Here is a 23840-nt window from a genome sequence, read left to right on the forward strand (position 1 = left end):
ATTAACTAAGAAATCAAGATTTTTTAGATTGCATCTGAATATATCTTAGATATAGTTTAGATATATCAAATTAAGGAAAAAACATGCGACACGAACACGACGGCGGCGGACGCCGGCCACGATTTTTTGGCCATGGCGATTTGCGGCTGGTGATCCTGGATATCCTGACCCGTAACGCGAGCCATGGTTACGAGCTGATCAAAGAGATCGAGAACCTGACGCAGGGACATTACACGCCTAGCCCTGGCGTGATCTATCCGACGCTGGATTACTTGCAGGATCAGGCGCTTATCACCATTACCGAAGAAGAGAACGGCCGTAAGCGGATTGCGATTAACGCCGCCGGAGAACAGTGGCTGAATGACAACCGGGAACAGCTGGAGCAGATCCAGACGCGTATCAAGGCGCGCTCCGTCGGTTTCCAGCTGCGCAAAAACCCGCAGATGAAGCGGGCGCTGGATAACTTCAAAGCGGTTCTGGATCTGAAGGTTAATCAGGGAGAGCTCAGCGACGCGCAGTTGAAACAGATTATCGGCGTGATTGACCGCGCGGCACTGGAGATCTCCCAGCTGGATTAAGCCAGCACGCCGTCGCTCACGCGGAACACCCGGACCAGCTCTTTCAGGTGCATCGCCTGTTCGTTAAGGGATGCCGCCGCCGCAACGGACTCCTCCACCAGCGCGGAGTTCTGCTGGGTGGTGGCGTCTATCAGGCCAATCGCGCTGTTGATCTGCGAGATGCCTTCCGTCTGTTCGTGGCTGGCCTGGCGAATCTCACGCAGGATTACGTCCATCTCCTCTACGTTGCCGACCATGCCGTTGATAAGCCCGCTGGCCTTCTCCACAAGGTTCATGCCGTCCTGCGTCTGGCTTGTGGAGCTTTCAATCAGCTGGCGGATCTCACTCGCAGATGTTGCACTTTTCTGCGCTAGCTGGCGTACCTCGCCCGCCACCACCGCAAAGCCACGACCATGCTCACCCGCGCGCGCCGCTTCGACCGCCGCGTTCAGCGCCAGAATGTTAGTCTGGAAGGCAATGGCGTCGATCAGGTCGATAATGTCGGACATCCTGTTCGATGTTTCGTTAATCAGGCGCATCTTGCTGGTGACCTGCTTCATCATCTCGCCGTTGTTTTTGACCACGGCAGCCGCATCGGCAGACAGGTTCGTCGCTTCTCCGGTGTGGGACGCGGTATTCTTCACCGTAGCGGTGATCTGCTCCATCGAGGCGGCCGTTTGTTCAACGGAACTGGCCTGCTCCTCCGTGCGGGCAGCCAGATCCTGGTTGCCCGCGACAATCTGCGCGGCGGCGCTGGAGATGTTTTCCGATCCGGTTTGCACCTGCTGCACAATCTCCAGCAGGCGCGTTTTCATCTCCATCAGTGCGGTGAGTAGCAGTCCGGTTTCATCTTTACCGTGCGAGGTAATGCTGCCGGTGAGATCGCCATCGGCAATGGCCTCCGCAAAATTCACCGCGTCGTTCAGCGGTCGGGTAATGGATCGCACAATGAACCAGCCAGTCAGGCTGGCTGCCGCGACGCTGAAAAGCGTAATCAGGACCAGCAGGAGACGATTGGTGCGGAAATCGCCTTCCACCTGCTCGCCCGCACTCTGCATTTCATGGTCCTGGATCGCAATCAGCGCCTGCACTTTCGCTTTGTAGGACTGTTGCAGATTCAGGGTGTTGGTCATCATTTCGTTTATCGCGCCCGCACGGTCGTTATTCTGCACGGCCTGCAAAATGCGGTAGCGCGAGTCAAGATATTGCTGGCGTACGCCGTGGATATCGGCCAGCACCTGTTGGGATTTTTTATCCTTGAGAGCGTTATCCAGCTCGCTCAGGATTGAGGAGATGCGCTCGCTGATCGCCTTCAGACGCTGCTCTGATTGCGCCGTGTACGTTCCCTGTTCGTCCAGCAGCATGAGCTGCTGCGTGCTTATAAATTCCTGGAAGTTGTCGATTAACTGGTTCGCTTTTACCGTCGTTGGATAGTCGCTGGTAAGGATGGTTTGCATTCCATTGTTTGCCCGATTCAGGCTCATCAGAGACAAGCTTGCGCTGACGACCATCAGGACAATAAATAATCCAAACGCCAGAAATAATTTCGTGCCGATCTTTACGTCATGTATGAACATATTTACCCCATCGATGTGATTATTTCTCAGACGATCGCTGTTATCGACAGGAAACACGCTAACTTTATGACTTTGATCGTTTTTTTATTTTTCACTCTCAATGAATCTGGATCGTAACAATTAAAAACCGGGCGCTTTTTTTAGTTACTTAATATTTCATTAACAACATAACTTATTCTGAAAAACAAAAAAACCGTTTACCCAGGAGGAATAAACGGCTTTATCGAAGCATGCATTTCTTAATGCAGCACGGTAACCGCATCTTCAAGGCGTCCGGCCCGGTGCTTAACCATCGCGGAAATCTGCGCGCTCTCTTCGACCAGGTCAGCATTTTTCTGCGTAATGCCGTCCAGCTCTGCCACGGCACGGGTCAGCTCTGTCAGGCCTGTCGCCTGCTCTGAGGTGGCGTGGCTGATCTGCGCGATAAGCTGCGTGACGTTTTTCACCTGCTCGACAATATCATCCATAGTACGTCCCGCGGCGTGAACCTGATCGGCGCCCGACTGCACTTTGCTGGCGCTGGCGTCGATCAGCTTGCGAATATCGTTAGCCGCGTTCGCGCTGCGGCTGGCAAGATGACGCACTTCGCCCGCCACCACCGCAAAGCCTTTACCCTGCTCGCCGGCGCGTGCCGCCTCAACCGCGGCGTTCAGCGCCAGAATATTGGTCTGGAAGGCGATGTCATTGATAAGCGAGGTAATAGAGCCAATGCGCTGGGTACTGTCGGCAATGTCATCCATGGTTTTCACCACGGTCTGCATCACGGTGCCCCCCTGCGTGGCCGCGCTGCTGGCGGCCATCGATAGCTTGTCGACTTCGGCTGCGGTCTCAGAGTTACTCTGCACCGACGCCGCCATCTGGTTCATTGTTGCCACGGTCTGCTGCACGTTAGCCACGGTCTGGCGCGTGCGGTCGTTGAGATCTTCATTGCCCTGCGCCAGCCTGTCGCTGCCGTCGCGCACGCTCACCACCTGGCTGGAGACGTCGTTGATCAGCCAGCGGCACATCAGCCCCAGCTGTCCGACGGCCCGCAGCGTCAGCCCCAGTTCATCGCTGCGGTTAAGATGCTGCACGCTGTTACGCTCTCCGGTAGCGACCCTGAGCGCCTGCCGTGCGACGTTTTCCACCGGGCGGACAATCTGTTGCTCAAACACCAGGGTGCCAAGCAGCATCACCACGGCTGCCGCCGCCAGCGAAGCCCAGCCCGCGGCACTGGCAACCAGCGTTGCGGCCATCACCGCGAAAAGTACCGCCATTACGCTACGCACGCGCCAGCGCAGCGGCATCGCCGGTAATTTGCCGAGCCAGCCTTTGCGTACCACCAGCCCTTTATGAATGCGTTTTTTGCAGCGTCCTTCGTTGAGCGCCTTATAAAGCGGCTCCACCGCGGCGACCTCGTCCTGCGTGGCGCGGGTACGAATGGACATATAGCCCGTCATCTGGCCGTTACGCACCATTGGTACCGCATTGGCACGTACCCAATAGTGATCGCCATTTTTACGTCGGTTTTTGACAATCCCGCTCCAGGGTTCGCCCTTTTGCAGCGTGTACCACATGTCGGCAAAAGCCGCTTTCGGCATATCCGGATGACGCACAATGTTGTGCGGTTGCCCGAGCAGCTCCTGGAGCGTAAAGCCGCTCACTTGCACAAAGGTGTCGTTAGTGTGGGTCATGTGGCTGTGGAGGTCGGTGGTCGACATAAGCGTGGTGTCATCGTCCAGCGGATATTCATTCTGGGTGACATAGTCAGGAGAGGACATAGTGAGCATCCCTTGCAGGTTATTTGAATGTTAATTTTGTGGCTTATGTTTTTTCGGCGATAAAAAATTTATCTTTAGTTGTTAAATATGATTGAGATCGCAAATCTCGGTTAAACCGCACTTTTCGTACGTTTTTCTAATTAATTGATTTAAAATACTTTCGGCATGAAACTACCTACAAAGCATGATACCCCGGCGCACACTTAAGGCGCATTCCCTGCCCTGGAGCAGTGCAATTGACGAAACCCAATCCCCGGCTCGTTATCCCTTATCCCGTGCGGCGCGCGATGGCATGATTAAATATTGTGCAACTTTGATTTCACCTGGCGTTTATCCCGATTTTTGTTAAGGCATCTGAGGTGGCGTAATCCCTGCAATACTTAACTCAGTATCATGTGATACGCGATCCCCGGGAGCATATTTTGAACAGGTTACCTTCCAGCGCCTCGGCTCTTGCCTGTACCGCGCACGCACTGAATCTCATCGAGAAGCGAACGCTTGATCATGAGGAGATGAAACAACTTAACCGTGAGGTCATTGATTACTTTAAGGAGCATGTGAATCCAGGTTTTCTGGAGTATCGCAAATCTGTTACCGCCGGCGGGGATTACGGAGCCGTAGAGTGGCAAGCGGGCAGTCTGAATACGCTTGTCGACACCCAGGGACAGGAGTTTATCGATTGCCTGGGTGGTTTTGGTATTTTCAACGTGGGGCACCGTAATCCAGTTGTGGTTTCCGCCGTACAGAATCAACTTGCGAAACAACCTCTCCATAGCCAGGAACTGCTCGATCCGCTTCGCGCCATGCTCGCGAAAACGCTGGCAGCCTTAACGCCCGGTAAGCTGAAATACAGCTTCTTCAGCAACAGCGGCACCGAATCGGTCGAAGCGGCGCTCAAGCTCGCTAAGGCGTACCAGTCACCGCGCGGGAAATTCACCTTTATCGCCACCAGCGGCGCGTTCCACGGGAAATCCCTGGGTGCTCTGTCGGCGACCGCTAAATCTACCTTCCGCAAGCCGTTTATGCCGCTGCTGCCGGGCTTCCGCCACGTGCCGTTTGGCGACATCAACGCCATGCGCACCGTGCTGAGTGAATGCCGTAAAACCGGCGACGACGTGGCGGCGGTGATCCTGGAGCCGATTCAGGGTGAAGGCGGCGTGATCCTGCCGCCGCAGGGCTATCTGCCCGCCGTGCGTCAGCTGTGCGATGAGTTTGGCGCGCTGCTGATCTTCGACGAAGTGCAGACCGGGATGGGGCGCACCGGCAAGATGTTCGCCTGCGAGCATGAGAACGTTCAGCCGGACATTTTGTGCCTGGCGAAAGCGCTCGGTGGCGGCGTGATGCCGATTGGCGCAACGGTCGCCACTGAGGAGGTCTTCTCGGTGCTGTTCGATAACCCGTTCTTACACACCACCACCTTTGGCGGTAACCCGCTGGCCTGTGCGGCGGCGCTGGCCACCATCAACGTGCTGCTGGAGCAAAACCTGCCCGCGCAAGCGGAGCAGAAAGGCGACATGCTGCTGGACGGCTTCCGTCAGCTGGGCCGGGAATATCCGGATCTGGTACAGGATGCGCGCGGGAAAGGGATGCTGATGGCGATTGAGTTCGTTGATAACGAAACCGGTTATAGCTTCGCAAGCGAGATGTTCCGCCAGCGGGTACTGGTGGCGGGAACGCTTAACAACTCGAAAACCATCCGCATTGAGCCACCGTTGACGCTTACCATTGAGCAGTGTGAGCAGGTGCTGAAGGCGGCGCGTAAAGCGCTGGCGGCGCTGCGGGTAAGCGTGGAAGAGGCGTAAAAAACGCCGGGTGGCGCTACGCTTACCCGGCCTGCAAAATACTGCATACGTAGGCCCGGTAAGCGTAGCGCCACCGGGCTGCTTTTTATCGGTGGAACTCCGCTACCGTCATGGTAAAGCGCAGCACTTTTTCTCCCTCATTGGCATAGCCGTGCGCGGCTTCCGTTTTCGCCACCGCCGACGCCCCGGCAGCCACCTGCGTTACCGTCTCGTCCACCGTCAGGGTTAACATGCCTTCGTTCACGTGCAGCAGCTCAAAGGTTCCCGCCGGATGTCCCGGAGAGGTGAAAGTCTCTCCCGGATGCATCTCCCACTGCCACAGCTCAATCATGTCCGGGCCTGCGGTGCCTGCCAGCAATCTGGCATAACCGCCCTGTGCGCCCTGCCACAGAACCGGGATCGCCTCTTCCTGAATAATGTGTACCTGCGGCTCGCTGGAGACGTTAACGATGTCTGCCACCGAGACGCCAAGCGCGGCGGCCAGTTTGCACAGAATGGCAATGCTGGGGTTGGCAGCCCCTTTTTCGATCTCCACCAGCATGCCTTTGCTGACGCTGGCGCGGCGGGAAAGCTCGTCCAGCGACAGCTTTTTCTCTTTCCGCCAGCTGCGGATACGGTTCGCCACGGCCAGGCTTACCTGGGCAACATCGGCGCCCGCATCGGTCATTATATTGACTTTATCAGTCATTGGTCACTACCATGGTATAAAACAGTCAATACAGGATTATTTATGTCTCTTCTAACACCGTCAATAGATTCGCGACTTGTCGGGATCGCGCCCGGCTTTCGGGCACTGAGCATTCTGGTTGAAGCTGCCCCGATTACCCAACCGGAGGTTGCGCCCGCTGCGCTGGCGCAGGCCTGCCAGCAGATGCTCAATGATGATGTGCCCTGGGCAGAAAATCATCTCGCCGCCTGGGATGAGGTGTTTAAAGCCTTTGGTGCAAAACCCAAACGTACGCCCTGCTCGGCCTCGGCCCTGCGCAAGCGCGTGATGAGAGACGGTTCGCTGCCGCCGCTCGACCCGGTGGTGGATGTCTATAATGCCATCAGTATCCGCTACGCTATTCCGGTAGGGGGAGAAAATCTGGCGGCTTACTCGGGAGCGCCGCGCCTGACGCTGGCCGACGGCAGCGAGCCGTTTGATACCTTTAAAGAAGGTGAGCCGGTTGTAGAAAATCCGGAGCCAGGCGAAGTTATCTGGCGTGACGATCTCGGCGTCACCTGCCGCCGCTGGAACTGGCGACAGGGGGTACGCACGCGTCTGGACAGCCAGGCGCAATCCATGTGGTTTATTCTCGAAAGCCTGCCGTCGATGCCGCTGGCGGCATTACAGGAAGCTGGCGATGAGCTGGTGAGCAATCTGCAAAAGCTGATGCCGGGCGCGACGGCGCGTATTCAGTTGCTGGAGCTGGCGTGAACAACGCCGGGTGGCGCTTCGCTTACCCGGCCTACAAATACTGCATATGTAGGCCCGGTAAGCGCAGCGCCACCGGGCAAACATCGCACCATCCCCCGTAGGCCCGGTAAGCGCAGCGCCACCGGGCAAACACCGCACCATCCCCCGTAGGCCCGGTAAGCGCAGCGCCACCGGGCAAAGCCGCTACTCCGGCAACAACCCCACAAAACAGCGTTTTTTGCGCGGCTCTGACATCAGCTCTTCAAGCTTATCTACGCACGCCAGATAGTGTGGCGTTTGCTTATGCGCCAGCACCGCCGCTTCGTCTTTATAGGCTTCGTAGATAAAGAAGCGGGTTTTCACCCGCGGGTCCTGCAAGACATCAAAGCGCAGGTTTCCCGGCTCCTTGATGGCCCCCTCGTGGTTGGCGCGAAATACCTCCAGAAACTCGTCCACCCGCTCGGGTTTAATATTAATCTCAACCAGCGTCACGTTCATTTTGCTTCTCCCTGTTTCTCTTCCTGCCAGAACTGGAACGCCTCCCGGGCGCTCATGTTCTCGTGAACGACTTTCTTCACCGCCTTCAGCATGGCGAGTGGCGCGCTGGACTGGAAGATGTTGCGCCCCATGTCCACGCCGGATGCGCCCTGGTCAATCGCCCGCCAGCACATCTCCAGCGCCTCGTGCTCCGGCAGCTTTTTGCCCCCGGCGATAACAATCGGCACCGGGCAGCTGGCGGTCACTTTTTCAAAGCCCTCGTCCACGTAGTAGGTTTTGACGAACTGCGCTCCCATTTCGGCGGCGATGCGGCTGGCAAGCGAGAAATAGCGCGCGTCACGCGCCATCTCTTTCCCCACGCCCGTCACCGCCAGCGTCGGCATGCCGTAGCGCGCCCCCGCATCCACCAGCTTGATGATGTTGTTGATCGACTGATGCTCAAACGGGCTTCCGATATACACCTGCGCCGCCACCGCGCAGACGTTCAGGCGCAGCGCGTCCTCCATCGCCACTGCCACGCACTCGTTGGACAGCTCGCCCAGAATCGAGTTACCGCCGGAGGCGCGCAGCACCACCGGTTTGTTCGTGGCGGCTGGCACCTGGCTCCTGAGGATGCCGCGGGTGCACATCAGCACGTCGGTTTCACCAAACAGCGGCGCGATGGAGAGATCGATACGCTCAAGGCCGGTGGTCGGCCCCTGAAAGTAGCCGTGGTCAAAGGCCAGCATCACCGTGCGGTTGCTCTGTGGGTTGAAGATGCGCGCAAGCCTCGACTGCATTCCCCAGTCCATCGAGCCGCAGCCCTTCAGGGTGTACGGCACATTCTGCTGCGGCGTGCCGATGCCAAAATCCTTGCCGTCTTTGATGTCATCTAAATCAGCCATTTGCTCCCCCGTCAGAAATCGTATTTGTTGATGTTCTCTTTGGTGAACACCACCCGCTCCGGCAGCAGCACGATGCCGTTGCCCTTCGCCTCATACTGGTAGCCCTGCACGCTGTTCGGCTCGACCTTCAGCGTCCCGATATCTTTCACGTCGACGCTGTCGCCAGGGTTAAGATCGCCTTTTTTCAGTAAACGATCGGCGACATTGACCGCAATTTTGCCCTGTTGCACCACATCCCACAGGCCGAAGGCTTTCACCGTGCCGCGCTCAACGTACGGGCGCATCACGTTCGGCGTGCTGAAGCCGACAATCGCCACCCCTTCCCGTTTCAGGTTTTCCGCCGCCTGTGCCGCGGCTGGCAGGGCGTTGGCGTCCGGGGCGATGATCGCATCCAGATCCGGATAGGCTTTTAAGATCCCTTCGGCGGTTTGCAGAGATTTGGTGGCGTCGTTATAGCCAAACTGGGTCGTCACGATCTGCCACTGAGGATGATCTTTCTCGATTTTGGCCTTCGCCTCTTTCACCCACTGGTTCTGGTCGGTAACGGTCGGGCTGGAGTAGAAGAACGCCACTTTCGCGTTCGGTTTGGTGACCTGCTTGCCCGCCATGTCCACCAGCAGGCCGCCGAGCTGTTCCGGCGTGCCCTGGTTGATATAGATGCTGCGGCACTCCGGTTTGGTGTCGGAGTCCCAGGTCAGGACCTTCACGCCGCGCTGCATCGCGCGCTTCAGCGCCGGGCAGAGACCGTCCGGCGACACGGCAGAGACGATGATGGCGTTATAGCCCTGGTTGACGAAGTTATTGATGAGCTGCACCTGGCCGGAGACGCTCGGCTCGGTCGGGCCGTCGTAGGTCACGTCCACGCCAAGATCTTTCCCCGCCTCTTTCGCGCCGTTGCCGCCGCTGGTGAAGAATCCCACGCCTACCAGTTTCGGGATAAAGGCAATGCGGTCCGCCGCTTGCGCCGAAGCGAAGCTGAGGGCCATTGCCAGGACGAATAGTTTTGTTTTCATCTTATGCTCCGGATAGTTTTCTGAAGAGAGAACGCACCCATTCGCGGTGCAGACTCAGCGAACGTCCCATCACCACCACAACCAGCAGCGCCCCTGACAGCGCGCTTGACACCTGGTTGGGGATGCCAACCATCTGTAAACCCTGTTGCAGGTACCCCACCAGCAGCGCCGCCAGCGCCGTACCGACAACCGAACCTGACCCGCCGTAGATATTCGCCCCGCCGAGCACGGCGGCGGTGAGCGCGGGCATGAGTAAATCGCGCCCCAGATCCGATCGCGCGGAACCGAAATAGGAAACCATCACCAGCGCGGCAATCGCCGAGGCCACCCCCACCAGGCCGTACAGCGCGTACGGCATGCCGTTGACCGACAGCGCCGCATAGCGCGCCGCGCGCGGGTTCTGCCCAATCAAAAACAGATGCCGACCAAAGCGCCCGCGGTGGGTAATCAGCCAGAAGAAAGCGGTAATCACCGCGAACAGCACCAGCGGGATCGGCAGGCCCACCACCGTGAGGTTAGCGAAGGCGGTAAAGCTATCCGGGAAGCCGCCTATCCCCTCGTAGCCCGTCGCCCCCGCCATGCCGGAGAGCAGCAGCGCCCCGCCGCCGTAGAGGTAGAGCGTGCCGAGGGTAATGACCAGTGGGCTGATGCCGGTGTAGTGGATCAGCGCCGCATTTACCAGCCCGCACAGCAGGCCGAGCAGCAGCGTCAGAGGGATGGCAACCGCCATCGGCCACCCTGCCTGCATCATCACCCCCAGCGCGATGGCGCACAGGCCGATGGTTGAGCCGAGGGAAATATCGATCCCGCCGCTGATAATCACAAGCGTAAGCGGCAGCGCCACGATGCCAATGCAGATAAAGTCGCTGGTGCTGAACAGCAGCATGTTGATATCAAGCATGCGCGGGTTGATGGCGCCGAAGAGCAGGATCTCCAGCACCAGTAAAATCAGCAGCGCGCTTTCCCAGTTAAGCCTCATTTACGCCACCTCTTTTTTGCGTTTAGGGAACGGGGTAACGTGCTTTCCCCCTTTGTTACCCGGCTGGAAACGGCTGTATTTCAGCGCCCGCTGATGCCGTGAGAGCGCCTGACGCAGCCGCCCGTCGAGCACCAGCACGCCCAGCAGCACCAGCCCGGCGATAAAGTCGTTCCACCACGCCGGGAGTCTGAACAGCACCAGCACGGTATCGATTTGGGTGAGGAAGAACGCGCCGAGGAAGGCGCCGACCAGCGTGCCGGTGCCGCCCAGCAGCGAGATGCCCCCCAGCACGCAGGCGGCGATGGCTTTCATCTCCAGCCCGCTGCCGGTCTGGTTGGGTACAAAGCCAATCTGCGCGGCAAACACAATTCCGGCGCAGGCCGCCAGCATGCCGTTGAGTGTAAAGGCGATCATGCGGGTGCGGTTCACCGCCACGCCCAGCTGGCGCGCGGCGGCGAGGTTATCCCCCACGGCGTAAAAATCACGTCCAAAGGCGGTGCGCGACAGCGTCCACGCGCCTGTGGCCGCGATAATCAACACCAGCATGCCGAGCGGCGAAATGTCGATGGCGGCGGGCTCAGAGAGAGATTTCAGCCCCGGCGGCAGCCCTTCTATCCACTTCCCGCCGGTCCACAGCAGCATCGCCCCACGATACAGCCCCAGCGTGCCGAGGGTGGCGACAATCGCCGGAATGCGCAGGCCCACCACCAGAAAACCGTTGAACGCCCCCGCCAGCGCGCCGAGCGACAGCGCGAAGAGAATGGAAACGGGCAGGCTGTAGCCGCCGTTCAGCGCCACGCCGACGGCAATAGCGGAAAGCCCGACGGTGGAGCCGACGGAGACGTCAATATTGCGGGTCAGCATCACCAGCGCCGCGCCGATAGCCAGCAGGATCAGGATCTGCGAGCTGGCGAAGATCATCCCCAGCGTCTGTAAGCTCAGGTAGGACGGGTTCAGCGCCACCAGCACCGCGAACAGCGCCAGAATGGCGAGAAACGCGCTCAGCTCGCGGTTTTTCAGTAAGATCTTCATGATTGCCCTCCAAACGCCAGCGCCATCATCCGGTCGAGGGTGACGGCGTGGCGCGGCAGCTCGCCGCTGAGCACGCCCTGATGCATTACCAGCACCCGATCCGCAAGGCCGGGAAACTCATCGAGATCGCTTGAGATCATCAGCACCGCCACGTTTTGCGCCGCCACGCTTTTCAGCAGCTGATAAATATCGGCGCGCGCCGATACGTCCACGCCGCGCGTCGGTTCATCGACGATCAGCAGCAGCGGATTGGCCTCCAGACAGCGCGCCAGCAGCACCTTCTGCTGATTACCACCGGAGAGCGTGCGCACGGTTTGATCCGCATGGTTGAGCTTGATCCCCAGCGCCCGGTGATAGCGTTCCACTACCGCAGACTCCCGCTTTCGCTGCTGCCAGAGCGACGGCTCGTTCAGCGCCACGGTGTTCCAGCGGATCGGCGCGTCGAGAAACAGGCCGGACACCTGCCTGTCTTCCGGCAGATAGACCAGCCCTTTTTGCAGGCGTGAACTGACCGGATCGGCGGTGATCTCATGGCTCTCCAGCCACACCCGCCCGCCGCGAACCGGACGCAGGCCGTAGAGCGTTTCGGCAAACTCGGTGCGCCCGGACCCCACCAGCCCGGCCAGGCCGACGATCTCCCCGGCGTAAATCTCAAGGCTGAGATCGATAAAACCCTCCCCGGTGAGCGCTTCCACGCGCAGCACGGGAAAATCCTGCGCCTGGGTGCGGCGGTTGCCCGGCAGCGCCAACCACAGCTTTTGCGTATCGCTCAGGGATGCTTCCCGGCTTACCGGCGTCATGGCGGCGATCAGGGCGTTATCGTCAAAATGCGCAGTTTCGCCGCTGAGCACCACCGCGCCGTCGCGCATCACTGAGACGTGACTCGCCAGCTGTCGAATCTCCGGCAGCTTATGCGAGATAAAAACAATCCCGACGCCAAGATCCTGCAAGGCGCGGATCTGGCGAAACAGCCGTTCGGTTTCACCGGGCGTCAGCGAGGCCGTGGGTTCATCAAGGATCAGAATTCTGGCGTTGCGCATCAGCCCGCGCAGGATCTCCACCATCTGCTGGTCCGCCACCTCGAGGGTGCTGGCGGTAGCGTCGAGGTTAAGCTGGCATTGCAGCTGTCGGAGTTTTTCCGCCAGGCGTTTTTCCCGATCGCGCTCTCGCGGCAGACGAAACAGGATGTTTTCCCGCACCGTCAGGTTGGGGAACAGCAGCGGCTCCTGCGGCACCAGATAAATGCCTAACCTGTGCGCCTGCGCCGGGGTAAGCCGTGCAAAAGACTCACCTGCAACCGAAAGTTCACCGCTATCCGGGGTTTCTACCCCGGCGATGATCTTCATCAGCGTCGATTTTCCCGCGCCGTTACCGCCCATCAGCGCATGCACCTGCCCCGCAAGCAGCGTGAAATCAATGCCTTTTAAGACCGGTACGCCTGAAAACTGCTTGCTGATATCACGCGCGTCGAGAAGTGGTGTCATCATCGCTCCGCTATTGAACAAATGATTTTTAGATTTAATAATGTTCAAAAGCGTAGACGGTGAACTATATTTACAACCGTGCAGGGATCACAGTTTTATCGATTGAGATTCAGATAAAGCGGAAACGATCGAAAAGATCCGTTTTGTCGCGTGGCTCACATTTTCACGTCGCACCATCACGAACATATGATCTAAATTTTTATAAGAGTTCAATTATGAGCGATAAACGCACTGCGGAAGAAGGACGGTTTGCCGGGCTGGCACTGGCGGAAGAGGAGCTGGTGGCGCGCGTGGCCTGGTGCTACTACCACGACGGGCTGACCCAGAACGACATCGGCGAACGGCTCGGGCTGCCGCGTCTGAAGATCTCCCGCCTGCTGGAGAAAGGCCGTCAGTCCGGGGTGATCCGCGTGCAGATCAACTCCCGCTACGAGGGCTGCCTGGCGCTGGAAACCGAGCTGCAACAACGATTTGGCCTGAAGCTGGTGCGCGTGATGCCCGCCCTGAATACGCCGCCGATGAACGTGCGGCTGGGCATTGGCGCGGCGCAGTCGCTGATGGGCGTGCTGGAGCCCGGCCAGCTGTTAGCGGTGGGCTTCGGTGAAACCACCATGAGCAGTCTGCAACACTTAAGCGGCTTTATCAGCTCGCAGCAGATCCGCCTGGTGACGCTCTCCGGCGGCGTCGGGCCGTATATGACCGGTATCGGCCAGCTGGATGCAGCCTGTAGCGTCAGCATGATCCCCGCCCCGCTTCGCGTGTCATCCGCTGAAGTCGCCGGGATCTTAAAGCGCGAAACCAGCGTGCGGGACGTGATCCTCGCCGCCACCGCGGCTGACGTGGCGGTGGTCGGGATTGGCTCGGTAAACCAGCGCCGTGACGCGACGATACTGCGCTCCGGCTATATCAGCGAAGGTGAACAGCTGATGTACGCCCGTAAAGGCGCGGTGGGCGATATCCTTGGCTATTTCCTCAATGCCGAAGGGGAATGCGTTGAGGAGCTGGAGATCCACAAAGAATTACTGGGCGTCACGCTCGATGAACTGGCGCAGCTGCCCACCATCGTAGGCGTGGCCGGAGGGGAAGAGAAAGCCGATGCGATTTATGCCGCACTGAAAGGTCGCCGTATTAATGGCCTGGTGACGGAAGAGACGACAGCCCGCGCGGTGCTGGCTCTGGCCGGATAAGAGCAGCCCTGCGCCTGACACGAGGCAAGCTCATGAGTTACCTTTTAGCGTTAGATGCAGGGACAGGCAGCGTTCGCGCCGTGATTTTTGATTTACAGGGCAACCAGATTGCCGTTGGCCAGGCCGAGTGGAAGCACCTGAGCGTGGAGAACGTGCCGGGCTCGATGGAGTTCGACCTCGACACCAACTGGCGGCTGGCCTGCCGGTGTATTCATCAGGCGCTGGAGCGCGCACGGCTTAGCGCGGCGGATATTCAGTCCGTCGCCTGCTGCTCGATGCGCGAAGGGATTGTGCTGTACGACCGCAACGGCGAGGCTATCTGGGCCTGCGCCAACGTCGACGCCCGCGCCAGCCGCGAGGTGGCTGAACTCAAAGAGATACACGACTACCGGTTTGAATCCGAAGTGTATGATGTTTCCGGCCAGACGCTTGCCCTCAGCGCCATGCCGCGCCTGCTGTGGCTGGCGCACCATCGTCCGGATATTTATCGTAAAGCCGCCACCATCACCATGATCAGCGACTGGCTGGCGGCGAAGCTCTCCGGTGAGCTGGCGGTCGATCCGTCCAATGCGGGCACCACCGGCATGCTGGATCTCTTCTCCCGCGACTGGCGTCCGGCGCTGCTCGACATGGCCGGGCTGCGCGCCGATATTCTCTCTCCGGTGAAAGAGACCGGCACCGTGCTGGGCGCTGTCACCAAAGAGGCCGCGCAGCAGAGCGGCCTGCGCGAAGGCACACCGGTGGTGATGGGCGGCGGCGACGTGCAGCTGGGCTGTCTGGGGCTGGGCGTGGTCCGCGCCGGACAAACGGCGGTTCTCGGCGGCACCTTCTGGCAGCAGGTGGTGAATCTGCCGCAGGTGCGCACCGACCCTGAGATAAACATCCGCGTAAACCCGCACGTCATCCCCGGCATGGCGCAGGCGGAGTCGATCAGCTTCTTTACCGGGCTAACCATGCGCTGGTTCCGCGACGCCTTCTGCGCCGAAGAGAAGCTGATTGCCGAACGAATGGGAATGGACACCTACTCCCTGCTCGAAGAGATGGCGAGCCGCGTCCCGGCGGGCTCCCACGGCGTGATGCCGATCTTCTCCGACGCGATGCATTTTAAGCAGTGGTATCACGCCGCGCCGTCGTTTATTAACCTCTCCATCGACCCGGAAAAGTGCAATAAAGCGACGCTGTTCCGCGCCCTGGAAGAGAACGCGGCCATCGTCTCGGCCTGCAACCTGGCGCAGATTTCGCGCTTCTCCGGCGTGACGTTTGAGAGCCTGGTGTTTGCGGGCGGCGGGGCCAAAGGCGCCTTGTGGAGCCAGATTTTAAGCGACGTTACCGGGCTGCCGGTACGCGTGCCGGAAGTCAAAGAGGCAACGGCGCTCGGCTGTGCCATTGCCGCAGGAGCTGGCGCGGGGTTGTTTGCGGATATGGCTTCAACGGGCGAGCGGCTGGTGAAGTGGAGCCGCGAGTTCACGCCGAACTCGCAGCACCGCGAGCTGTACGACGGCATGATGCAGAAATGGCAGGCGGTCTACGCCGACCAGCTTGGGCTGGTGGACAGCGGGCTGACGACGTCGATGTGGCAGGCACCGGGGTTAGTGCGCTCTGTTAGCCCCTAAAAACATGCCGGATGGCGCTGCGCTTATCCGGCCTACGGGAGGAGGATCGACTTGTATCTTAGCTTCTGTTGTTAACTCATACTTGAGATTACCTCCCTAAAGGAAAAACCGTGAATAACGATCGGAATATTCATCAATGCATATCTAGTCTTTCGACCGAGAGCCTAATGCCGGGATAGATTCTTAACGAAAAAATAATCGATTAAGGCTCTCCCCTAAACGATCATCTAAATCATCAAAGTAGTTTTCATAATTGCTTTTCTTAATTCCACCATCCATAGCCTGCACATAGATCCCACCAAAAGTATGAATATAGAATATCGAAACACCATCCTGGGCACGTTCAACATTCACTTGTAGATTTTTATCCACGCAACGAAAATCGCTCTCAACACAAGAGAAACAATAATAATCATCAACCCAATGACTATTTACATTTTTTATACCACCAACGGCTTCCATTATCGTAATTTGGTTAAAATTATTCATAGAAATAAAGTAACGACTCTCAAGCATTTTTTTATTATCATTAAACCAACTAATTTTATCTCGATCTGTTAACGGTAGATGATCGACCGCTATCACATACTTCCCTGGAAAAACAGTCTCAACAAATAATACGTTGACTTTTTGCAAGGTCCATAGATTATATAAAGAGACCGAGAAATATAATATTGCGAGAGGTTTTTTCAAATAAATAAGTAACCTCATATATATTAACCGATACGCAATACAGAATTAAAGTCGGTGAAAAAAGGTTTAAATGCAAAATTTTTGTGCCGCTGTAAAAAGAACCATACCCTGAAGAATCGAAATTGGCTATATATTTTACTATTAATATCCTTAACATCAAGACCGAAATGATCCTGGGCCTGAAAGTAAAGAGTTGCACTCCATCCAAAAGCATATTTATTTAAATCTAACAAACTTATATTTTGTGCTGAAATATCATGAACACTGATACCAAGCCCATTTACCCTATCCTCTACCGAATTAAATTTAGTTAATCGTGAACTATATAACGCCCCCTTCAATTCATATAAAAGTGATTCAAATGAAATTTTTTTAGTATTAAAAGTGAAGTATCTATGCAAAACATCTTTTATTTTAAAAATAGGACTTTCGTGATTGAATTTGTTTATCCTATCATGAAAGGCTGAGTTCAACCGTTCACTGTAAAAAAAACCACCATTCCCATATCTAAAATGATCAATCATTTCCCCAATTACCATTTTATACTCACCCTGAAATGAAAAAACGGTTGAAAGTTGTTTCATCTCAGTGAATAAAATATCGACGCATTCTTCGTGCGATATATTCATACTGGGTAGGTTTGGCCTAAAAAAGCTATCGAGGGGGTATGTGTTTGAGAAGTCATAACGCACTAGCCGGTAGGGATCTACTTTCGAAGATACATCCCTAAGACCAAGCGATTGCAGTTCCTGCTCGCCCATGTCACCACACTGCATATCGTCAGCATTCATGTCATTGAAAGGTTTGATCGTTTCAAAGAGGGTATAGGGAAGATACATTGAAGGGATAAGAGAATTAACCATTTCCTATTTCCATTGTGAATAATCAATAACTTATAAAAATCACCTCCTGAAGTTAGGATAAAAACCACACAAAAAAAAGGATTAATATCACATTCCGCAATTTTCCAACTCAGTTAATATCTTTGAATCCCATCACAATCACCACACTCCCCTTTTCCCTTTTCCTCGCGACTGGCTAAATTAGTAACTCATCCGACCACATAACAATAATTTTACATTGGAAGAGAGTATGAGCCGCTACCCGTCGTTATTCGCCCCTCTCGATCTGGGGTTCACCACCCTCAAAAACCGCGTGCTGATGGGCTCGATGCACACCGGGCTGGAGGAGCGTCCGGACGGGGCTGAACGTCTGGCAGCCTTCTATGCCGAGCGCGCGCGCCACGGAGTGGCGCTGATTGTCACCGGCGGCGTCGCCCCTGCCCCTTCCGGGGTGACGATGGAGGGCGGCGCGGTGCTGAACGATGCGTCACAGCTTGCGCATCACCGGATTGTGACCGACGCGGTACATAAAGAAGGCGGCAAAATTGCCCTGCAGATCCTGCACACTGGCCGCTACAGCTATCAACCGAATCTGGTCGCGCCGTCGGCCATTCAGGCACCCATTAACCGTTTTAAGCCGCATGCCTTGAGCCACGACGAGATCCTGGCGCTGATTGACGACTTCGCCCGCTGCGCCGCGCTGGCGCGTGAAGCGGGCTACGATGGCGTCGAGGTAATGGGTTCCGAAGGGTATCTGATCAACGAATTCCTCGCCGCCCGCACCAACCAGCGCGAGGATGAATGGGGCGGCGACTATGCCCGCCGCATGCGCTTTGCCGTGGAGGTGGTGCGCGCGGTACGCGAACGTGCGGGCGCGGATTTTATCATCATCTTCCGCCTGTCAATGCTTGACCTGGTGGAGGGCGGCGGCACGTTCGACGAAACCGTGCAGTTGGCGCAGGCGATTGAAACCGCTGGCGCCACCATCATCAACACCGGGATTGGCTGGCACGAAGCGCGCATCCCGACCATCGCCACGCCGGTGCCGCGCGCGGCGTTCAGCTGGGTAACGCGCAAGCTGAAAGGCAAAGTCTCCGTTCCACTGGTCACCACCAACCGCATTAACGATCCGCAGGTGGCGGAGGATGTGATCTCACGCGGCGATGCCGATATGGTATCGATGGCGCGCCCGTTCCTTGCGGATGCCGAGCTGCTGTCCAAGGCGCAGAGCGGCCGGGCGGATGAGATCAACACCTGCATCGGTTGTAACCAGGCTTGTCTGGATCAGATCTTCGTCGGCAAGGTCACCTCCTGCCTCGTCAACCCGCGCGCTTGCCACGAAACCAAAATGCCGGTCGTTCCGGCGGTCAATAAAAAACGTCTGGCCGTGGTGGGCGCGGGTCCGGCGGGGCTGGCGTTTGCGGTCAATGCCGCCTCGCGCGGGCACAGCGTGACGCTGTTTGACGCGCTGGCGGAAATCGGCGGGCAGTTTACTATTGCCAGACAGATCCCCGGCAAAGAGGAGTTCTACGAAACGCTGCGCTATTACCGCCGGATGATCGAGGTGACGGGCGTCGATCTGCGGCTTAAACAGTTTGTCAGCGCGGCGGATCTGATCGGTTTCGACGAGGTGATCCTCGCGAGTGGGATCGCCCCGCGCACGCCTGCGATCGAAGGCATCGATCATCCGAAGGTATTGAGCTATCTGGATGTATTAAGGGACAAAGCGCCGGTTGGCGAGAAGGTGGCGATCATCGGCTGCGGCGGGATCGGTTTTGATACCGCGATGTATTTAAGCCAGCCAGGCGAAGCCACCAGCCAGAACATCGCTGAGTTCTGCGTGGAATGGGGCATTGATACCAGTCTCAGTCAGTCCGGCGGTTTACGCCCGGAAGGTCCGCAACTGCCGAAAAGCCCGCGTCAGATTGTGATGCTCCAGCGTAAAGCCAGCAAGCCGGGTGAAGGGCTGGGGAAAACCACGGGCTGGATCCACCGCGCCACCCTGCTCTCGCGCGGGGTGAAGATGATCCCCGGGGTGAGCTACCAGAAGATCGACGACGACGGACTGCACGTGCTGATCGGCGGCGAACCGCAGCTGCTGCGCGTGGATCATGTGATTTTGTGCGCCGGGCAGGAGCCGAAGCGGGATCTGGCGGATCCGCTGCGTGAGGCGGGGAAAACGGTGCATTTGATCGGCGGGTGCGATGTGGCGATGGAGCTGGATGCGCGGCGGGCAATTGCGCAGGGGACGAAATTAGCGCTGGAGATCTAGAGCATTGCCGGGCGGCGCTGCGCTTGCCCGGCCTACGGGTTCGAGGCCATTGTAGGCCCGGTAAGCGAAGCGCCACCGGGCATCAGGCCGCACATACCCAATCTTACCGACGACGCCCCAGCTTCACCGATTTCAGCACCACGAATTTGTTATTGGTGGCAATGGTGACGCAGTTGCCGAAAATCTTCTTCAGCTTGTGGAAGTAGTCCAGGTGGCGGTTGGCCACGATATACAGCTCGCCGTTGATTTTCAGGCAGCGGCGCGCGTGATGGAACATCTCCCACGCGACGTTATCCGTCAGGGCGTGCTTCTGGTGGAACGGCGGGTTACAGAACACCGCGTTGAAGCGGAAAGGCTCCACGCCCGACAGCGCGTTGTTGATCATAAACTCGCAGCGATCCAGCGCTTCAGGCAGGTTGGTTGCCACGTTCAGACGGCTGGACGCCACCGCCATTGGCGATTCGTCGCTGAACACCACGCTGGCCTCCGGGTTCTTCGCCAGCAGCGTCAGGCCAATCACGCCGTTACCGCAGCCGAGATCAACGATTTCCCCTTCCAGGTTTTCCGGCAGATGTTCCATAAAGAAGCGTGCGCCGATATCCAGACCGGTACGGGAGAAAACGTTCGCGTGGTTGTGGATAGTCCAGTCGGTACCTTCCAGTTTCCAGCTCAGCGTTTCTGGCGCGTCGGCCAGCGCCGGTGCGCTGAAGGTACAGTTGATCAGGCGCGCTTTTTTCCAGGCAAGCGTAGTGGTGGTCGGGCCGAGCACTTTCTCGAACAATTCCAGCGTCGAGGTGTGAATATCGCGCGCTTTGGCACCCGCGATAATACGCGTATCCGGCGTCACGACCTTACGCAGCGCGCGAAGCTGCTGCTCCAGCAGCGCCATGGTTTTGGGCACTTTAATCAGCACCACGCCCGGCGCCTGCGGGTAGTCCGCGGTGCTGTCGAGGAACTTCACGCTGGATTCTTCGATATCGTTGTGACGCAGGTTTTCACGCGTCGCCAGCTCGCTTAAGTAAGAATCGCCGATACTGTAAGGCGCATGTTCCGCCAGCGCGCAGGCCAGCGCGCCAAACGCGTCATTCAGGATCAGAACCGGGCCGCTGATTTCAGTCCCATCCAACTGTTGCAGCAGATATTCATCCGCCGCTTCCCACGCCTGAAGCGGGTTAACGTCGTCCGTTTCCGGGAAACGTTTAAGGTTGAGTGAACGGAAACCGTTGTCTAAGTGGCTCATCGGCCCTCCTGAATGGTAAAATTTGGCGTATCCCTGAAAAGGGTGCGTGAGTATACCCGTTTTCATACTATTTTGGGGTTTTGATGAACCAGCTGACTTATCTCCAGGGCTATCCGGAGCATTTACTTTCCCAGGTTCGTGACCTGATTGCCGCGGGAAAACTCGGCGCGGTGCTGGAAAAACGCTACCCGGGCACGCATGATTTCGCGACTGACAAAGCCCTCTGGCAGTATACGCAGGATCTGAAAAACCAGTATCTTAAGAGCGCCCCGCCGATCAACAAGGTGATGTACGACAATAAGATCCACGTGCTGAAAAACGCGCTCGGCCTGCATACCGCCATCTCCCGCGTACAGGGCGGCAAGCTGAAGGCCAAAGCGGAGATCCGCGTCGCGACCGTCTTTCGCAATGCGCCGGAAGCCTTTCTGCGGATGATCGTGGTGCACGAGCTGGCGCACCTGAAAGAGAAAGAGCACGACAAAGCGTTCTACTCCCTGTGCTGCCATATGGAGCCGCAGTACCACCAGCTGGAGTTTGATACCCGTTTGTGGCTGACGCATTTATCGTTAAAGAGTAATGCGCAGTAGCGCACGCGAAATGTCATGATGACGTGCTACAGTGGCTTTAGGTTCCCTGCTACGGAGTACGTAAACGTTTATGATACGTTTCGCAGTCATTGGGACGAACTGGATCACGCGCCAGTTCGTCGACGCCGCCCACGAAACCGGCAAATATAAGCTCACCGCAGTCTATTCCCGCAGCCTTGAGCAGGCGCAGAGTTTTGCGAATGACTACCTGGTTGAACATCTGTTCACCTCGCTCGATGAGATGGCGCAAAGCGACGCCATTGACGCGGTCTATATCGCCAGCCCGAATTCTCTGCACTTCCCGCAAACGAAGCTGTTCCTCAGCCACAAAAAGCATGTGATCTGCGAGAAGCCGCTGGCCTCGAATATTGAGGAAGTGGAAGCCGCCATTGCGCTTGCCCGCGAAAACCAGGTGGTACTGTTTGAAGCGTTCAAAACCGCCAGCCTGCCGAACTTCCTGCTGTTGCAGCAATCGCTGCCGAAAATTGGCAAAGTGCGTAAAGCCTTTATCAACTACTGCCAGTATTCCTCGCGCTACCAGCGATACCTGGACGGCGAAAACCCGAACACCTTTAACCCGACCTTCTCTAACGGCTCGATTATGGATATCGGTTTTTACTGCCTGGCCTCTGCGGTCGCCCTGTGGGGTGAACCGCACGGCGTAACCGCCACCGCCAGCCTGCTGGAGAGCGGCGTGGATGCACACGGCGTTGTGGTGCTGGACTACGGTGATTTTAGCGTGACGTTGCAGCACTCGAAGGTCAGTGACTCCGTACTGCCAAGCGAAATTCAGGGCGAAGACGGCTCGCTGGTGATCGAAAAAATCTCCGAATGCCAGAAGCTAAGCATCGTTCCCCGCGGCGGCAAAGCGCAGGAGCTGACGCAGCCTCAGCATATTAACACTATGCTCTATGAGGCAGAGGTCTTCGCCCGTCTGGTAGAAGACAACGAAGTGAACCACCCGGGGCTGGCGATCAGCCGCACCACGGCGAAGCTGCAAACGGAGATCCGCCGACAGACTGGCGTGATCTTCCCCGCAGACGGCGTGAATGTGGAAGCCGTCGCGTAAAACTGTGTAATGAAATCGTGCAGACCATTGACGAAACCGATGGTCTGACATAATTTGTTACCTGCAAAGGGGAGTAACTTCTTCGCCGGTGGATCGTCATTACGATGCGTGCAAAACCGCATCCGGTCGCCGGGCAACCTTCGTGGTTGTAAGTGAGACCTTGCCGGAAGGCGAGGTCTATGCATAAAAAGCTAACGGCTATCGTCTTCTGACCATAGCCGTTTTTGTTTTTTATGTGTAAGGAAAATAGTATGCATTCTGTCGGCACTCCAATGCTGTGGGGCGGATTCGCGGTTGTCGTGCTCATCATGCTGGCAATCGACCTCTTTTTGCAGGGTCGTCGCGGCGAGCACGGCATGAGCGTCAAGCAAGCCGCCGTCTGGTCGCTGGTATGGGTTACCCTCTCACTCCTCTTCTGCGCCGCCTTCTGGTGGTATCTGGCCTCAACCGAAGGCCGCGCGGTGGCCGATCCTCAGGCACTCGCCTTCCTCACCGGCTATCTGATTGAAAAAGCGCTGGCGGTTGATAACGTCTTCGTCTGGCTGATGCTGTTCAGCTACTTCGCCGTGCCTGCGGCTCTGCAACGCCGCGTGCTGGTGTACGGCGTGCTGGGCGCTATTGTCCTGCGTACCATCATGATCTTCGCCGGTAGCTGGCTGATTACCCAGTTCGAATGGCTGCTGTATGTATTTGGTGCGTTCCTGCTGTTTACCGGGGTCAAAATGGCGCTGGCAAAAGAAGACGATACCGGTATCGGTGATAAGCCGCTGGTGAAGTGGATCCGGGGTCATCTGCGCATGACGGACAAGATCGAGAGCGAGCATTTCTTCGTGCGTAAGAACGGTCTGCTGTTCGCCACCCCGCTGCTGCTGGTGCTGATTCTGGTCGAACTGAGCGACGTGATTTTCGCGGTGGACAGTATCCCGGCTATCTTCGCGGTCACTACCGACCCGTTCATCGTGCTGACCTCGAACCTGTTCGCCATCCTCGGCCTGCGTGCGATGTACTTCCTGCTGGCGGGTGCGGCAGAGCGCTTCTCAATGCTGAAGTACGGTCTGTCGGTGATTCTGGTGTTTATCGGTATCAAGATGCTGATCGTCGATTTCTACCATATTCCGATCGCCATTTCGCTCGGCGTGGTGTTTGGCATTCTGCTGGTGACGCTGATTATCAATACCTGGGTTAACCGCCAGCACGATAAGAAGCAGCAGGCTTAGTGCAACGTTCGGTGCGGGCTGATGCCCTCACCCCAACCCTCTCCCACAGGGAGAGGGTGAAAAGCGCAGCGCCACCCGGCACTTTCGTTAAACAATAGTTAAAAAACATGACGCAACACGTAAAATCCAGCATTT

At 57.2% G+C, this 23840-nt stretch carries 21 protein-coding genes; 9 read left to right on the forward strand and 12 right to left on the reverse strand.

Annotation, left to right across the window (positions count from 1 at the left end):
* Positions 1-83 precede the first annotated feature (83 nt).
* Positions 84-578 carry a PadR family transcriptional regulator gene (locus tag RS584_RS19990; RefSeq protein ID WP_315748529.1) on the forward strand — a complete coding sequence of 165 codons (495 nt, stop codon included), beginning with the start codon at positions 84-86 and terminating at the stop codon, positions 576-578.
* Here the strand turns inward: RS584_RS19990 and RS584_RS19995 are convergent.
* Positions 575-2134 carry a methyl-accepting chemotaxis protein gene (locus RS584_RS19995; protein WP_163371132.1) on the reverse strand — a complete coding sequence of 520 codons (1560 nt, stop codon included), beginning with the start codon at positions 2132-2134 and terminating at the stop codon, positions 575-577. The genes RS584_RS19990 and RS584_RS19995 overlap by 4 nt on opposite strands.
* Before the next feature lie 239 nt (positions 2135-2373).
* Positions 2374-3894 carry a methyl-accepting chemotaxis protein gene (locus RS584_RS20000; RefSeq protein ID WP_315748530.1) on the reverse strand — a complete coding sequence of 507 codons (1521 nt, stop codon included), beginning with the start codon at positions 3892-3894 and terminating at the stop codon, positions 2374-2376.
* Positions 3895-4316: 422 nt separating this feature from the next.
* Between RS584_RS20000 and ygjG the strand changes: the two genes are divergently transcribed.
* The gene (gene ygjG, locus RS584_RS20005; protein ID WP_063848004.1) at positions 4317-5696 is read left to right on the forward strand and encodes a putrescine aminotransferase; all 1380 of its coding nucleotides are present in this window, start codon (positions 4317-4319) and stop codon (positions 5694-5696) included.
* A gap of 85 nt (positions 5697-5781) precedes the next feature.
* Here ygjG and RS584_RS20010 read toward each other — a convergent pair whose 3' ends face one another.
* Positions 5782-6384, reverse strand: a complete 603-nt coding sequence (locus tag RS584_RS20010; RefSeq protein ID WP_033487682.1) for a helix-turn-helix domain-containing protein — start codon at positions 6382-6384, stop codon at positions 5782-5784.
* A gap of 42 nt (positions 6385-6426) precedes the next feature.
* On the opposite strand from RS584_RS20010, the gene RS584_RS20015 reads away from it, so the two are divergent.
* A complete protein-coding gene (locus RS584_RS20015) occupies positions 6427-7116 on the forward strand; it encodes a B3/4 domain-containing protein (protein ID WP_017382414.1) in 690 nt (229 codons plus the stop codon).
* A 183-nt stretch (positions 7117-7299) separates the two neighbouring features.
* Here RS584_RS20015 and lsrG read toward each other — a convergent pair whose 3' ends face one another.
* Genes lsrG through lsrA form a run of 6 tightly spaced genes read right to left on the reverse strand, consistent with a single transcriptional unit; the run spans position 7300 to position 12985 of the window.
* Complete coding sequence (lsrG, locus tag RS584_RS20020) at positions 7300-7593, reverse strand: (4S)-4-hydroxy-5-phosphonooxypentane-2,3-dione isomerase (protein WP_023295476.1); 294 nt, start codon at positions 7591-7593, stop codon at positions 7300-7302.
* The gene (gene lsrF, locus RS584_RS20025; protein WP_315748531.1) at positions 7590-8477 is read right to left on the reverse strand and encodes a 3-hydroxy-5-phosphonooxypentane-2,4-dione thiolase; all 888 of its coding nucleotides are present in this window, start codon (positions 8475-8477) and stop codon (positions 7590-7592) included. Before lsrF ends, lsrG begins: the two co-directional genes overlap by 4 nt.
* An 11-nt stretch (positions 8478-8488) precedes the next feature.
* Positions 8489-9490, reverse strand: a complete 1002-nt coding sequence (gene lsrB, locus RS584_RS20030) for an autoinducer 2 ABC transporter substrate-binding protein LsrB (protein ID WP_049134857.1) — start codon at positions 9488-9490, stop codon at positions 8489-8491.
* 1 nt (position 9491) lies between these two features.
* Complete coding sequence (gene lsrD, locus RS584_RS20035; RefSeq protein WP_047365706.1) at positions 9492-10469, reverse strand: autoinducer 2 ABC transporter permease LsrD; 978 nt, start codon at positions 10467-10469, stop codon at positions 9492-9494.
* Entirely contained in the window at positions 10470-11501 is a 1032-nt protein-coding gene (gene lsrC / locus RS584_RS20040; RefSeq protein ID WP_193041867.1) for an autoinducer 2 ABC transporter permease LsrC, read from the reverse strand. It lies immediately after the preceding gene.
* Positions 11498-12985 (reverse strand): autoinducer 2 ABC transporter ATP-binding protein LsrA, encoded by a 1488-nt coding sequence (gene lsrA, locus RS584_RS20045; RefSeq protein WP_315750022.1) that lies wholly within the window; start codon positions 12983-12985, stop codon positions 11498-11500. The genes lsrC and lsrA overlap by 4 nt, the downstream gene beginning before the upstream one ends.
* Before the next feature lie 215 nt (positions 12986-13200).
* Here lsrA and lsrR point away from each other — a divergent pair, with 215 nt between their 5' ends.
* Complete coding sequence (gene lsrR, locus RS584_RS20050; protein WP_023295481.1) at positions 13201-14172, forward strand: transcriptional regulator LsrR; 972 nt, start codon at positions 13201-13203, stop codon at positions 14170-14172.
* Positions 14173-14204: 32 nt separating this feature from the next.
* Positions 14205-15785 carry an autoinducer-2 kinase gene (lsrK, locus tag RS584_RS20055; protein ID WP_315748532.1) on the forward strand — a complete coding sequence of 527 codons (1581 nt, stop codon included), beginning with the start codon at positions 14205-14207 and terminating at the stop codon, positions 15783-15785.
* 183 nt (positions 15786-15968) lie between these two features.
* On the opposite strand, the gene RS584_RS20060 is transcribed toward lsrK, so the two are convergent.
* A complete protein-coding gene (locus RS584_RS20060) occupies positions 15969-16496 on the reverse strand; it encodes a DUF943 family protein (protein WP_315748533.1) in 528 nt (175 codons plus the stop codon).
* 5 nt (positions 16497-16501) lie between these two features.
* Entirely contained in the window at positions 16502-17341 is an 840-nt protein-coding gene (locus tag RS584_RS20065) for a YPO3983 family protein (RefSeq protein WP_315748534.1), read from the reverse strand.
* A 229-nt stretch (positions 17342-17570) separates the two neighbouring features.
* On the opposite strand from RS584_RS20065, the gene RS584_RS20070 reads away from it, so the two are divergent.
* Positions 17571-19592, forward strand: coding sequence for an NADPH-dependent 2,4-dienoyl-CoA reductase (locus RS584_RS20070; RefSeq protein WP_315748535.1), 2022 nt, complete (start codon positions 17571-17573; stop codon positions 19590-19592).
* A gap of 103 nt (positions 19593-19695) precedes the next feature.
* Here RS584_RS20070 and rlmG read toward each other — a convergent pair whose 3' ends face one another.
* Positions 19696-20832 (reverse strand): 23S rRNA (guanine(1835)-N(2))-methyltransferase RlmG, encoded by a 1137-nt coding sequence (gene rlmG, locus RS584_RS20075; protein WP_315748536.1) that lies wholly within the window; start codon positions 20830-20832, stop codon positions 19696-19698.
* A gap of 83 nt (positions 20833-20915) precedes the next feature.
* On the opposite strand from rlmG, the gene RS584_RS20080 reads away from it, so the two are divergent.
* From RS584_RS20080 to RS584_RS20090, 3 genes are all read left to right on the forward strand, one after another.
* Positions 20916-21419: a YgjP-like metallopeptidase domain-containing protein gene (locus RS584_RS20080; RefSeq protein WP_003862622.1), complete on the forward strand. Its 504-nt coding sequence runs from the start codon at positions 20916-20918 to the stop codon at positions 21417-21419.
* Positions 21420-21489: 70 nt separating this feature from the next.
* Positions 21490-22488 (forward strand): Gfo/Idh/MocA family oxidoreductase, encoded by a 999-nt coding sequence (locus tag RS584_RS20085; protein ID WP_315748538.1) that lies wholly within the window; start codon positions 21490-21492, stop codon positions 22486-22488.
* Positions 22489-22739: 251 nt separating this feature from the next.
* Positions 22740-23705, forward strand: a complete 966-nt coding sequence (locus RS584_RS20090) for a TerC family protein (protein WP_017382424.1) — start codon at positions 22740-22742, stop codon at positions 23703-23705.
* The last annotated feature ends 135 nt before the right edge of the window (positions 23706-23840 follow it).

Origin of the sequence: Enterobacter sp. DTU_2021_1002640_1_SI_PRY_ASU_LCPMC_013 (genome assembly GCF_032389435.1) — a bacterium.
In the GTDB taxonomy this organism is placed as follows: Bacteria; Pseudomonadota; Gammaproteobacteria; order Enterobacterales; family Enterobacteriaceae; genus Enterobacter; species Enterobacter hormaechei_C.